This window comes from Streptomyces sp. NPDC088124, assembly GCF_040685895.1.
GTDB lineage: Bacteria > Actinomycetota > Actinomycetes > Streptomycetales > Streptomycetaceae > Streptomyces.
The window spans coordinates 138462-151247 of the sequence record NZ_JBFBJB010000011.1 but is presented as its reverse complement, the minus strand read 5'-3'; the positions used below and the strand labels follow the sequence as shown (position 1 = coordinate 151247).

General features: G+C 72.8%; 9 protein-coding genes. 2 read left to right on the top strand and 7 right to left on the bottom strand.

Annotated elements, in window-relative coordinates:
* Positions 1-22 precede the first annotated feature (22 nt).
* From AB0P17_RS11715 to AB0P17_RS11695, 5 genes are all read right to left on the bottom strand, one after another.
* Positions 23-991 (bottom strand): sugar ABC transporter permease, encoded by a 969-nt coding sequence (locus tag AB0P17_RS11715; RefSeq protein ID WP_365809887.1) that lies wholly within the window; start codon positions 989-991, stop codon positions 23-25.
* On the bottom strand, positions 988-2367 hold the full coding sequence (locus tag AB0P17_RS11710; RefSeq protein WP_365809886.1) for an extracellular solute-binding protein: 1380 nt from the start codon (positions 2365-2367) through the stop codon (positions 988-990). Before AB0P17_RS11710 ends, AB0P17_RS11715 begins: the two co-directional genes overlap by 4 nt.
* 116 nt (positions 2368-2483) lie before the next feature.
* Positions 2484-3230, bottom strand: a complete 747-nt coding sequence (locus AB0P17_RS11705) for a cupin (protein WP_365809885.1) — start codon at positions 3228-3230, stop codon at positions 2484-2486.
* A complete protein-coding gene (locus AB0P17_RS11700; RefSeq protein ID WP_365809883.1) occupies positions 3224-4147 on the bottom strand; it encodes a PmoA family protein in 924 nt (307 codons plus the stop codon). Before AB0P17_RS11700 ends, AB0P17_RS11705 begins: the two co-directional genes overlap by 7 nt.
* A complete protein-coding gene (locus AB0P17_RS11695) occupies positions 4144-5286 on the bottom strand; it encodes a Gfo/Idh/MocA family oxidoreductase (RefSeq protein ID WP_365809881.1) in 1143 nt (380 codons plus the stop codon). The genes AB0P17_RS11700 and AB0P17_RS11695 overlap by 4 nt, the downstream gene beginning before the upstream one ends.
* Positions 5287-5528: 242 nt before the next feature.
* Between AB0P17_RS11695 and AB0P17_RS11690 the strand changes: the two genes are divergently transcribed.
* The gene (locus AB0P17_RS11690; RefSeq protein ID WP_365809879.1) at positions 5529-6572 is read left to right on the top strand and encodes a LacI family DNA-binding transcriptional regulator; all 1044 of its coding nucleotides are present in this window, start codon (positions 5529-5531) and stop codon (positions 6570-6572) included.
* Between the two features lie 78 nt (positions 6573-6650).
* Here AB0P17_RS11690 and AB0P17_RS11685 read toward each other — a convergent pair whose 3' ends face one another.
* On the bottom strand, positions 6651-7520 hold the full coding sequence (locus AB0P17_RS11685) for a TauD/TfdA family dioxygenase (RefSeq protein ID WP_365809877.1): 870 nt from the start codon (positions 7518-7520) through the stop codon (positions 6651-6653).
* Between the two features lie 180 nt (positions 7521-7700).
* Positions 7701-11642, bottom strand: a complete 3942-nt coding sequence (locus tag AB0P17_RS11680) for an amino acid adenylation domain-containing protein (RefSeq protein ID WP_365809876.1) — start codon at positions 11640-11642, stop codon at positions 7701-7703.
* Positions 11643-11934: 292 nt separating this feature from the next.
* Here AB0P17_RS11680 and cobF point away from each other — a divergent pair, with 292 nt between their 5' ends.
* Positions 11935-12777 carry a precorrin-6A synthase (deacetylating) gene (gene cobF / locus AB0P17_RS11675; protein ID WP_365809940.1) on the top strand — a complete coding sequence of 281 codons (843 nt, stop codon included), beginning with the start codon at positions 11935-11937 and terminating at the stop codon, positions 12775-12777.
* The last annotated feature ends 9 nt before the right edge of the window (positions 12778-12786 follow it).

Sequence of the window (12786 nt, the reverse complement as noted above, 5' to 3'; positions counted from 1 at the left end):
GAGTTCACGGGGTTCACCGAACTCACCGTCCCTCCTCGTCCGCGTAGAAGACCCAGGACCGGGAGGTCCGGAACAGGATCAGGGTGATCGCGCCGATGCCGATCAGCAGCAGCCAGGCCATCGCCGCCGCGTACCCCATGTGCGAGGCGGTGAAGCCGCGTTCGTACAGGTACAGCGTGTAGAACAGGGTGGAGTCGGCGGGGCCGCCCTTGCCGTCGCTGATCGCGAAGGCCGGGGTGAAGACCTGGAAGGAGTTGATGACCTCCAGCACCAGGTTGAAGAAGACCACGGGGGAGAGCATCGGCACCGTCACCGAGACGAACTGCCGCCAGCGGCCCGCGCCGTCGAGCGCCGCCGCCTCGTAGAGATCGGACGGGATCTGCTGCAGCCCCGCCAGGAAGATCACCATCGGCGCCCCGAACTGCCAGACCGTCAGCAGCACCACCGCGTACACCGCGAGATCGGGATCGCCGACCCAGCCGCCGGTGTCGATGCCGACCCGGCTCAGGACGTCGGCGACCGTGCCCCCGTCGTTGAAGAGCGCCTTCCACACCAGGGCGATGGACATGCTCGCGCCGAGCAGGGAGGGCGCGTAGAAGGCCGAGCGGTAGAAGCCCCGGCCCGAGCCGAGGTTCCTCAGCAGCATCGCCACACCCAGCGCGAGCCCCAGCTTCAGCGGGACGGCCACCGCGACGAACAGCATGGTGATGCCGACCGACCGCCAGTAGCGCGGATCGTCGGTGAGCATCTCGGTGTAGTTGCGCAGGCCCACCCACTGCGGTGGATCGAAGAGGTTGTAGTCCGTGAAGGACAGGTACAGGGACGCGGCCATCGGCACCAGCGTCAGCACGCCCGCGCCGAGCAGCCACGGTGACAGGAACACGTACGCCGGCCACTGCTTCTCGCGGACCCCGCGCCTCCGCCCGGCCGGCCGTGGCCCCTCGGTCTTCCGCTCGGCGGGCGCGGGCGCCCTGGTCGACACCGTGCTCATGGCCTCAGCTCCCGGTTGGCCTCGTCGATGAGTTCACGCGCCGCCTGCCGGGGGGTGGCCAGGTCGTAGAGCACGCGCTGGTAGGTACGGGTGAAGGCGGTCTGGATCGGGACGTCGCCGCGCGGGGGCGCCGTCGGCGGGGCGGCCAGGCCGTACTCCTCCATCGTCCGCGCGTACTGGTAGATCTCCTTCTCCGGTCCCGTCAGGGTCGTGGCGACCCGGTCGGCGATCACGCGGTTGGGCGGGGTGGAGCGGGTGAAGCCGAGGATGTCGCCCGCCCGCACGTCGTTGAGGAGGAAGTCGATCAGCCTGGCCGCCTCCTCGGGGTGCGCGGTGCCCGCCCCGATGCCCAGGAGCATCGAGGCCTTGAAGTACGAGCCCGCGCGGCCGCCGGTCGTGGGGACCGGCGCGAAGCGGATGTCCCCGCCGAGGAGGCCGACGTACCCGGGGAACGGCGCGTCCCAGGTGAAGTCCGCCGCCGCCAGACGCCGGCCCATGGGGCTGGTCTCGATGCTGCCGGCCTGGACGGTGTCCTTGGCCCCGGCGACCGTCCCCGCCCTGCGGAGGTCGTCGCAGAACGTCCAGAACTCGGTGAGGTCCTCCTCGGTGAAGCCGAGTTCGGTCTGGCTCGCGTAGAGCCGTCCGCCGCGGCTGCGCAGCCACGTCTCGAAGATGTCCTCGTTGGGGCCGTTGTCGTTGGCACCGGTGAAGGGGCGCCCGTCGGGGGCCTTGAGCCCCAGTGCGGTGATCCGCCGGTTGGCGTCCGCCCACTCCTGCCACGTCCAGCTCGGCCGGGGGGTGCGGATTCCGGCCTTGCGGTAGAGGGCGGCGTCGTAGGCGTATCCGGTGATGCCGCGGCCCATGGGCAGCGCGAACTGGCGCTCCTCGTAGGTCCCCGTGCGCAGGAACCCCCGGTCCATCTCCGTGGTGCGGATCGCGCCGCCGCTCAGGATGTCGTCCAGGCGCAGCAGCGCGCCGCCGCCCGCGTACTGGGAGATCTGCCGGTAGTCGAGCTGGGCCACGTCGGGGATGCCGCCGCCGGCCGCCTGGGTCGCCAGCTTCTGCATGTAAGCGCCGAAATCCCCGTTCGAGGTGCGGACCGTGATGCCGGGGTTCTCCTTCTCGAAGAGCCGTACGGCCTTCTCGGTGCGGGCGGCGCGGTCGTCGTTGCCCCACCAGGAGAATGTGAGGGTGACCCCCCGCGACGAGCCGCCGACGGCGGAACACGCGGAGAGCGTGGAGGCCAGGGCGGCACCGGCACCGGCCGCCGCCACGGTCAGTACCGCGCGGCGGCTCGGGGGCAGGCGGCGGCCGTGCGGGGGGCCGGGCACGGGCGGTTCGGGCAACGGGGCTTCGCGCACAGGGGGTTCGGGCATGAGGGGGCGGCCTTCCGGGAGAGCGGGACGGTTGAGGGGAGCGGCGGGGATGCCGGGGTGGGGTGGCGCCACCCCCGACCTCGGGGGTGGCAGCACCCTCGTGGCCGGCGGCGGGCTCAGATGCCGGGGTAGACGTCCAAGCGGCCGCACATGCCGAAGCGGCCGCGGGCGGCGGGCCCGGTCGCGGCGACGCGGGCCTCGGCCAGATGCCGGCCGTCCCGCTCGCGCAGGGCGCCCAACTGGCGCTGTGTGGCGGCCGCGGCGGCGCCCGCGCCGTCGCGCCAGCGTTCCTCCCACCCGTCCAGCCGAGGCCGTACCAGCGCGGCGGCCGCCCGCTGGAAGGCCGCCAGCGGCTCCGGATCACCGGCCGCGGCGGCCTCGCGCAGTTCGAGGAAGCGCCGGGTGGCCAGGTCGCGCCGGGCGCGGGCCGCCTCCGCCTGCTCGGCCTCGGGCGCGCCGGCCGGGATACGGACCGCCTCGGCGTACACCGCGGGGTCGGTGAGGCGGTCCTGCGGCAGGGTGAGGACCGCGTCGCCCGCCTCCGGCAGACCGCTGTTCTGCATCACGACGGTGATCTCCAGGCCGCCCTCGGTGCCACCGGCGTCCTCGCTGACCAGTCGGTGGATCGTGCCGGGGGTGAACCAGGCCACGACCCCCGGCTCCAGGGGCGTCTCCCGGTAGCCCGAGGTGGTCAGCGTCTGCACGGCGCCGCGGCCCGCCGTGACCACGTACCCCTCGCTGCAGGTGAGGTGCAGATGCGGAGTGCCGCCGCCGGGCCGGCCGTCGACGGTGGGCCAGTCGTACACGCGCAGCCGGGACACGCCGACCGCCGCCGGGAACCCGTCGTACGTCGCGCTCACCACGCGACCCCCGCCACGTGCGCGGCGACCCGCTCCCGGTCCCAGGCGCCGTCCGCGACGTGCACGCGGTAGCCGCGGGTGAGGGTGTCGCCGGGGTCGAGGACCAGCTCCTCGTGGAACGCCCAGGACGGCGCGACCGCGGCGAACGGGTCGCTGCGTACGAACCAGTGCGCCGGGTGCGTTCCCTTCTCGCCCGCGTGGTCGTTGCCCGGGGCGTGCTCGAAGACCACCGTGGCGTGGCCGTCGCGCCCGTCGTGCTCGCCCACGTACGCCAGCCAGGGGGCCTGGGCACCCATCAGGTCGCCGCCGTCCGCGCCGGCGGTGAAGACGCGGCCGTCGCGGAAGGCGCGCGGGCCGCGCCAGAACAGCCCGGTGTATCCGGCGGCGGGGCGGCCGTGGGTGGTGGGGCTGCCGAAGCGCAGCGGCTCGGCGCGCCGGTTGGTCACGGCGGAGGTCCAGGTCAGGGACCAGACGCCGGCGTCCGGGTCCACGCCGCCCACCTCGATGCGGCGTTCCTCCTCGGCCCACAGCTCGCCGTCGTGGGGGTGCCAGCTCAGCCGCTCGGCGATGACGGCCCGGTCGCCGGTGGCGGAGACCTCCTCGAAGGCGGTGTGCGCCATGGAGCCGATCCGCTCGGGCAGCGCGACGTACCCCTCGCCGTGTACATAGGTGTTGCCGCCCCACAGGTTCTGCCCCGAGAGGTGGGAGGCCGTCAGCTGCAGCCCCTTGTGCCAACGGTGGTCGTTGGGGCGGTAGTCGGTGACCACGGCGCCGGAGAGGGTGCGGACCGGGTGCAGATAGGGCTTGGGCGCCTCCCACGCGGCTTCGGGACGGTAGACGTACGCGAACAGCTCGGTGCCGGTGGCCTCGTGGGTGACGGTGACCCGGTCGCCGTGGGCGTGGGTCGGTATGAGGGTCATGCGCGGTCCTCTTCCTCGCGGGGGGCGGCCGGCGCCCAGCCCGGGGCGCCGCCGTGCAGTGCGGTGTAGTAGGGGTCGCCGGGGCCGATCTCGCCCGCGCGGACGGTGGCGTCGGTGAACGCGGACTTGTAGAGGGCGGTGATGAACTCCAGCGTCCGCCGGCCGCCCGGGCCGCTGGTGGCGTGACGCCGCCCGGCCCGGATGTCGGCGACCAGCACCCGGAGCTGGGCCAGGTGCGAACTCGGCACATCGGCGCCGAAGTCGCGCCAGGCGGCCACGGTCTCCTCGGGGACGCCGGGCGCGGGGGTGATGCGCCAGTCCGCGTTGCGGTAGCCGTACAGATGGGTCAGCTCGATCGTGGCGCGCTCGCAGTCGACGCGGATCCGGCTCGTCTCGTCGGGGCTGAGGACGCTGTTGACGACGGTGGCGACGGCGCCGTCGGCGAAGCGGACCTGGGCGGTGGAGACGTCCTCGGTCTCCACGTCGTGCACCAGCCGGGCCGCCATGCCGCGCACCTCGGTCCACGGGCCCATGAGGTCCAGCAGCAGGTCCGTCTGGTGGATGCCGTGGCCCATGGCGGGCCCGCCGCCCTCGGTGGCCCAACGGCCGCGCCATGGTACGGAGTAGTAGGCGCTGTCCCGGTACCAGGTGGTCTGGCAGTGGGCCACCAGCGGCCGGCCGAACGCGCCCTCGCGCAGCAGCCGGCGGATGTGGCGGGCGCCGGAGCCGAAGCGGTGCTGGAAGACGATCGAGGCGTACGGGTCCGCGTCACCGCCCCGCTCCGCCGCCTCGACGGCGTCGTGGTCGGCCAGTGACAGGCACGGCGGCTTCTCGCACCACACCCACGCGCCCGCCCGCAGCGCGGCCACCGACTGCTCCCGGTGCGCGGCGGGTGGCGTGCAGAGCACGACCAGGTCCGGGCGTACCTCGGCGAGCATCGCGTCGAGATCCGCGGAGGCGTACGGGATGCCGGACGCGGCGGCGAACGCCCGCACCGCGGCCGTGTCGAGGTCGACCGCGGCGACGAGTTCCACCTCGCCCTCGGCGGCGAGCTTCTCCAGCGCGGGCAGATGACTGCCGCGGGCGATCCCTCCGGTGCCGACCACGGCCGTACGCAGGGGGGTGGTGGAGCGAGACATGCGGACCCTTTCGTGGGGCGGCGTCCGGCCGCAGCCCGAGCACTTCCCTCGTGAGCGGCTCGTACACGGGGTCGGACGGCGTCGGCGAAAGCTTCGTAAGCGCTTTCTGTTCCAACGTTGTACCGGCCGTGTAAGTTCTGGGTCAACCCCTCGTCAGCACGCGATCCGGACCGTCGGATACGCTGAGATCCGCCGCTGGGACACCGGCGATCTGCGGAAACAACAGAGAAGGGGGCCGGTCGGTGGCAGCAGCGACGCTCAAGGACGTGGCGGCTCGCGCGGGAGTGTCGATCAAAACCGTGTCCAACGTTGTACGCGGCGCCCCGCGGGTCTCCGAGGCCACCCGGGAGCGGGTGCTGCGCGCCGTGGGCGAGCTCGGCTACCGACCGAACCCGTCGGCGCGGCGGCTGCGCACCGGCCGCAGCGGACTGATCGGCCTCTCGGTGCCCGACCTGGCGATCCCGTACTTCGCGGAGCTGGCCCAGCATGTCCGGGCGGAGGCCGCGGGGCTGGGGCTGACCGTCCTCATCGAGGAGACGCTGGGCGACGCGGCGGAGGAGCTGCGCCTGGCGACCGGCGTCGGCGCGGCGCTGCTGGACGGTGTGATCCTCTCGCCCCTGCACGTCCCGCTCGACGACCTCGCCTCCGCCGCCGACGCGTTCCCCCTGGTCCTGCTCGGTGAACGGAGCTACGAACGCGACCAGGTCACCGCCGACCACGTCCTGATCGACAATGTCGCCGCGGCCCGCGATGTCACCGCGTATCTGGCCGGGCTGGGCCGCACCCGGATCGCCGCCGTCGGGGTGAAGACACAGTCGGCCGCGACCAGCAGGCAGCGTCTGGAGGGCTTCCAGCGCGCGCTCCACGACGCCGGGCTGACCTTCGACCCGCGGCTCGCGCCGCCGGTGAAGGAGTTCGACCGCCGTAACGGCCTGCTGGCCATGCGCGCGCTGCTCGCGCTCCCGGCGGACACCCGCCCGGACGCGGTCTTCTGCTTCAGCGACCTGCTGGCGGTGGGGGCGGTGCGGGCGTTGCACGAGGCGGGAGTGGGCATTCCCTCGGAGGTCGCCGTGGCGAGCATCGACGGCTCCGAGGAGGCGCTCTACAGCACGCCGTCCCTCACCTCCGTCATACCGGACAAGGCGGCGATCGCCGCGCTGGCGGTGAAGTCGCTGGCCGCGCGGATCGGCTCGGCGGAACCGCTGCCCTTCGAGGTCCACCTGGCTCCGCACCGGCTGGTGGTGCGGGAGTCCACGGACGGGGTACGACGGCGGCTGGAGGTATGACACCGCCCGGTCCGGGAGGCCGTACCGGCTCCCGGACCGGGCGGTGTCGTCGTCGGCACCGGCCTCGGCGGCCCCCGGTCAGCCCTTCAGCGGACCGCCGTTGATCGCGACCCGGCGGCCGTAACGGGTGCGCGGGTAGTAGTCGTACGTCGCGTGGTGCTGCACGCAGCGGTTGTCCCAGAACACCAGGGTGCCCGGCGTCCAGCGGACCCGGCAGGTGAGCATCGGGCGCTGGGGCACGAGGGCGAAGAGCATGCCGAGCAGCGCCTGGCTCTCGTCGGCGGAGAGCTGCGGGATGCGCGAGGTGTAGGCCTGGTTGACGTAGAGGATGGGGCGGTCGGTCTCGGGGTGCCGCACCACCACCGGGTGCTCGTTCACCGGGATCTCGTAGTCGGGGGGCACGGTGTAGCCGCGGAAGCTCTGCGCACCGTCGTGGACGGCGGTCAGGCCGTCCAGCAGGCCGCGCATGGTGGGGGAGAGCATCTCGTAGGCCAGGTGCATGTTGGCGAACAGGGTGTCGCCTCCGCTGCCGCCCTCCGGGGTCTCGGTGATGTACAGCATCGAGCCCAGGGACGGTTCGAGGTCGGCCGTTCCGTCCGCGTGCCAGGCGTTGCCCGCGACGTTCGCGGCGGCCGGGGTGGTCCTGATCTCCAGCACGTGGGGATCGCCCTCGGGCGGCGGCGGATTGACCGGCCGCAGCTCACCGAACCGGCCGGCGAAGCGCTTGTGTTCGTCGACGGTGATCTCCTGGTCGCGGAAGACCAGCACGTGGTGGTCGAGGAACGCGGTTCTGATCTCGGCCAGTTCGTCCTCGGTGAGCCGGGAGAGGTCCACACCGCTGACCTCGGCGCCGATGACCGGGGTCAAGGTGGCCACGGAGATGTGCTCGTAGGGCCTCGGCGGCCGGGTGGTGACGGCTTCGAGAGCGGTGAGTTCGTAGGGCTCCATCGCGTTCTCCTCGGTGGTGGGGGCCTGCCGGTCGGGGGGTGCGGATGCGGGGACGGCCGGACGGGCGGTCGTCCCGGTCTGTGCGACGGCCGTGCCGCCGGTTCCCGTTACGGGTGCGGGGCGCGGCGGGGGGAGGGGACCGAGCCGGTCGGAGGGTTCAGAGGACGTACGGCGCGTGGGTCACCGGGTGTCCCGGGCGTGGCCGTCGAGCCGGTCGAGTTCGCCGGTGACGAGCTCGGCGATGCGGGGGACCCGCTCCCCTTCCAGCACGTCCCAGTGACCGCCCGCCACCCGCTCGACCCGGAACCCGCCCAGCGCCCGGTCCTCCCAGAAGCGGCGTAACTCCTTCTCGGACGCGGCCCTTTCCGCGGCGTCCCGTCCCTCCGCGTCCGCCTGGACGAGCAGCAGCGGGGCGGTCGTCGGCGGTGGCGTGTAGGCGCGGGCCGCGGCGCGGTTGCGGTTGTAGGTCCGGAAGTACCGGTCGATCTGGGCGTCGTCGATGCCGGGGTACATGCCGTTGAAGCGGACGAGTTTCTCCCGGAACTCGGCCGCGTCCACCGGCGCGAACGCGGCCCGCTTCGCCTCGTCGTCCGTACCGTGGGTGTCGAGCAGGACCACGGCGGTCCGGTGGTGACCGGCTCGTGCGAGCCGGCGCCCCATCTCGTGCGCGACCAGACCACCGTAGGAGAGCCCGCACAGGACGAGGGCCTCGTCCGGCGCGGGCCGTACGAGTGCCAGGTAGTGCTCCGCCATGGCCTCCACCGACGGCAGCGGTTCCTCACCGGGGTCGATCCCCCGGGCCTGGACGCCCTGGACGCCGATCCCGTCCGGCAGCGCCGTGGCCAGCTCCAGGTAGCAGAAGGCGGTTCCACCGGCCGGATGGACGCACACCACCCGCCGGCCGCCTCCGCCGGCCCGGAACTCGATCAGGGAATCGTCGCCCCGCGCCGGTGCTCCCCGGCGGAGGTGCGCCGCCAGCCGTTCGATCGTGGGGTGTTCGAGTACGTCACGGATCGGCAGGTCCCGGCCGAACCGCTCACGGATCAGGTGCGCGACCTTGATGGCGGAGAGGGAGGTGCCGCCGACCGCGAAGAAGTCGTCGGTGACGCCGATGCCCGGATGCAGCAGCACCTGTCGCCAGATCCGGTACAGCGACATCTCGACCCCGTCGCGCGGCGCCCGTACGTTGACCTGGGAGGCGGGCGCCGTACGGGCCCGTTCCAGCACGGCCCGGCGGTCCAGCTTGCCGCTGCGGTTGAGGGGCAGCCGGGGGAACTCGGCGAACAGCGACGGGATCATATAGTCCGGCAGCCGCTCGGCGAGGGCGGCGCGCCATTCGTGCGGCGGCAGCGGCGGCCCGTCGGACCGGCCCACCCCGGCCACCAGCACACTCTCGCCGGCCTCGGTACGGTCGGCGAGCACCGCCGCCTCCGTCACACCGGGCAGCTCCCGCAGCGCCGCGGCCACTTCCCCGGGCTCGATCCGGAAGCCCCGGAGCTTGACCTGGTCGTCGGCGCGGCCGACGAACTCGAAGTTGCCGTCGGGCAGCAGCCGCGCCAGGTCACCGGTCCGGTAGATCCGTTCGCCCGGGACCAGGGGGTCCGGCAGGAAACGCTCGTCCGTCAGGTCGGGCCGGTTGAGATAGCCGTCGGCCACCCCCGCTCCGCCGATGTAGACCTCGCCGGTGACCCCGCGCGGAACCGGCAGACCCCGCTGATCGAGCAGCTGTATACGGGTGTTGTCCACGGGCCGGCCGATCGGGCAGCGGCGCTCCCGCGCGTCCGGCTCGTTGTACGTGATGCTGTACACGGTGGTTTCGGTCGGACCGTAGACGTAGCAGATCCGCAGCCCCGGCAGAACCTGCCGCATCCGGTGCAGCGCCGTCTCCGGGAGGGGCTCCGCCCCGGTCGCCACCTGGCGCAGCGCCAGACCCCGCAGCCGCTCCTCGGGGTTCTCGTCGATCCAGATGATGTACGACGCCGGCAGCCAGGCATGAACGATTCTGTGCGCGCGCATCCAGTCCATCAGCTGTTCCGGGTCGCCCCGCAGGTCCTCGGGCACCAGGTGGAGCACCGCACCCGTGGTGACCGGGAGGAACAGCTCGTGCACGGACGCGTCGAAGCCGATGCTGGCCCACACCGAGGACGCTTCCCCGGGGACCGCGTCGTAGTGGTGCAGCCAGTTGTCCAGCAGGTTGACCACACTGCCGTGCCGGACCGCCACTCCCTTGGGACGTCCCGTCGATCCGGAGGTGTAGATCACGTAGGCGAGATGGGACGGCAGGACCGCCGTACCGGGGGAGTCGTCGCGCGCCCCCTCCTCCTCGACCCGCCGCAGCGGCAGCCAGGAGGAGGACGGGCCGGCGCTGTCGCTCAGGACCAGAGCGGGCGCCGCCTCCTCGACGATCACCGTCAGCCGGCCGCCCGGCTGCCCGGGATCCAGCGGAAGGTAGGCCGCGCCCGCCTTGAGGATGCCCCATATGCCCACCAGCAGTTCCACCGTGCGGCCGCAGTGCAGCCCGACGACGTCCCCGGTGCGGACGCCCCGGGCGAGGAGGGCGTGGGCGAGCCGGTTGGCACGCCGGTCGAGGGCGGCGTAGTCGAGCACCGATTCCCCGTCGGCCACGGCGGGAGCGGTCGGCCGCTCCCGGACCTGCGTCTCGAAGCGCTCGACCAGACCGGTGGCCGGCGGGCCGGTGGTCCGCCCCCGGCCCAGTGCCAGCACCTCCCCGTGTTCCCGCTCGTCGAGCAGGCGGAAGTCCGCGACGCACCGCCCGGGGTCGGCCGCCAACTGCTCCAGTACGCGCGTCAGGTAGCGGGCGTGCCGCCGGACCGTCTCGTCGTCGAACAGGTCGCGCGCGTAGTCCAGATGCCCGGCGACGCCGCCGTCCTCCTCGTGGAGCGACAGGGTGTAGTCGAACTTCGCGGACCCGAAGGGGACGGCCAGCAACTCGACCCGGGTACCGGCGAGACTCAGCCGGCCCTTCTGGGAGGTGCCCCACGCCAGCATGGTCTGGAAGAGCGGCCCGTGCGCGAGGCTGCGCGGCGGGTTCACCGCCTCCACGATCTGCTCGAAGGGCAGGTCCTGGTGGTCGAGCGCATTCCGGAGCGAGGCCCGGACACGGCTCAGCGCCTCGGAGCCGGTCGGCTCCCCCGACAGATCCAGCCGGTGCGGGAGCGAGTTGACGAAGAAACCGATCAGCTCGGATGCCTCCCGGCCGCGCCGGCCCGCCACCGGGAAGCCCACGACGGTGTCGCTCTCCCCGGAGAGCCGGGACAGCACGATGTGCCAGCCGGTGAGAACGGCCGTGAACAGGGTGCACTTCTCCCGGCGGGCCACCGCGCGCAGCGCGGTCGTCAGCCGTGGCCCGAGGCGCACCGGGACGCGGCCGCCCGCGTCACTCCGCCGCGCGGAGCGGGGTCTGTCCGCGGGGAGATCGAGCGAGGCCGGCGCGCCGTCCAGATACGTCCGCCAGAACTCGGCCTGCGCGGTGGCCCCGGGCCCGCCCAGCCACTCGCGCTGCCTGCGGCACAGGGTGGTGAACGGTGTCTTCGGCGGCGGCAGCGGGTCGGTCCCGCCCTGCGCGAGTGCCCCGTAGAGGACGCTCAGCTCCCGCAGCAGGATCTCCATGGACCTGCCGTCGAAGACCGCGTGGTGCAGGGTCAGCAGCAGCGCGTGACGGGATTCCCCCAGGATGATCAGCCGCCCCCGGGCCAGCGGACCACGCGCCAGGTCGAACGGGGTGTCGCACTCCTCGCGTTGCCGGTCGGTGACCCGCGCCTCCGGGTCCGGGACGCCGCTGAGGTCCTCCACGGTCAGCGGGAAACCCGTCGCCGCGGGGCCCACCTCCTGACGGGCGTCACCGTTCACGGCGACGAACCGGGTGCGCAGGGTCTCGTGCCGGGTGACAACGATGTCCAGCGCGTGCGCGAGAAGGGTCCTGTCCAACGGCCCCTCGACGGAGAACGCCATCGTCTCGTTGTACGCGGTGCCGGTGCCGGTGCCGTCCGTCTGGGCCAGGGTCCACAGGCGCTGCTGCCCGGGGGAGAGCGGAGGAAGGAGTGTGTGATCGCGGGTGCCGGGCGGGAGGAGACGGGGGCGGGATGCGCGCGTTGCCGACAAGGGCGGCCCTTCTGCCGAACTGTGAACAGTGGTTGGGCGAGAGACAACCGAGGTGCGGGGGGCGTGGATCAGTTCGTGAGGCTGGCGGGAGTCATCATTGGACTCCGGTTCTGATCATGTCAATGGACGAAATCGGCGTTCCACGACCGTCGCGCATGCGCAAGAGGAAAATTGATCGAAATTGATCGAAGTCGACGGATGCGCACCCGGATTGATTCACGGTGGTGTGCCGGGCCGTATCCCGCAGCGGTACCGGCCCTGGGAGACTGACTCCATGACGCTCACCACGCCCATGAGCAGGGAGCAGCGCGCGATCCTCGTCATCGGCATCGGAGCGGGCGACCCCGACCACCTGACCCTCCAGGCCGTGAAGGCCATGGCCCGTGCCGATGTCTTCTTCGTCGTCGGCAAGGGACGGGAGAAGGAATCGCTGACCGATCTCCGCCACACCATGATCGAGGAACACGCGCGTGGCCCCTACCGTGTCGTGCGGGTGGCGGACCCGAGCCGCGACCGCCGCCCGATGGACCACGGCGCCTACCGGTCCGCCGTCCAGGACTGGCGCGACCGCCGGGCGGACCTCTTCGAACGCCTTCTGCGCGAGGAGATGGGGCCGGGGGAGACCGGTGCCTTTCTCGTCTGGGGCGATCCGTCGCTCTACGACAGCACCCTCGGGATCCTCTCCACCGTCGAGGCCCGCGGCTCCGTCTCCGCGACGATCGAGGTGATCCCGGGCATCACCAGCGTCTCCACGCTCGCCGCCCGGCACCGCATCCCCCTCAACCAGGTCGGCAGGCCGGTGCACATCACCCCGGCCCGTCGCCTCCCCCACCTCGGCCGGGGCGACGACGGCGACATCATCGTCATGCTCGACGCGCACGCGTCGTTCACCGAAGTCGAGGGCGACGACGTCTGGATCTACTGGGGCGCCTACCTCGGCACACCGGACGAACTGCTGATCGCCGGGCCGCTGCGTGAGGTGTCGGACCGTATCCGCGCCGTACGGGCCGACGCGCGGGCCCGGCACGGCTGGATCATGGACACGTACCTGCTGCGGAGCACGGGGACGGCGGACGGTCCCCGTACCGCGGCGGCGCCGGGAGAGCGCGACGGGCCCGACGGGACCGCCCCCTGAGACCGGGCC

Bases quoted from the DNA above. Each gene is read 5' to 3' on its own strand.
- AB0P17_RS11715 (WP_365809887.1), bottom strand. From the start codon at position 991: ATGAGCACGGTGTCGACCAGGGCGCCCGCGCCCGCCGAGCGGAAGACC.
- AB0P17_RS11710 (WP_365809886.1), bottom strand. From the start codon at position 2,367: ATGCCCGAACCCCCTGTGCGCGAAGCCCCGTTGCCCGAACCGCCCGTG.
- AB0P17_RS11700 (WP_365809883.1), bottom strand. From the start codon at position 4,147: ATGACCCTCATACCGACCCACGCCCACGGCGACCGGGTCACCGTCACC.
- AB0P17_RS11695 (WP_365809881.1), bottom strand. From the start codon at position 5,286: ATGTCTCGCTCCACCACCCCCCTGCGTACGGCCGTGGTCGGCACCGGA.
- AB0P17_RS11685 (WP_365809877.1), bottom strand. From the start codon at position 7,520: ATGGAGCCCTACGAACTCACCGCTCTCGAAGCCGTCACCACCCGGCCG.
- cobF (WP_365809940.1), top strand. From the start codon at position 11,935: ATGAGCAGGGAGCAGCGCGCGATCCTCGTCATCGGCATCGGAGCGGGC.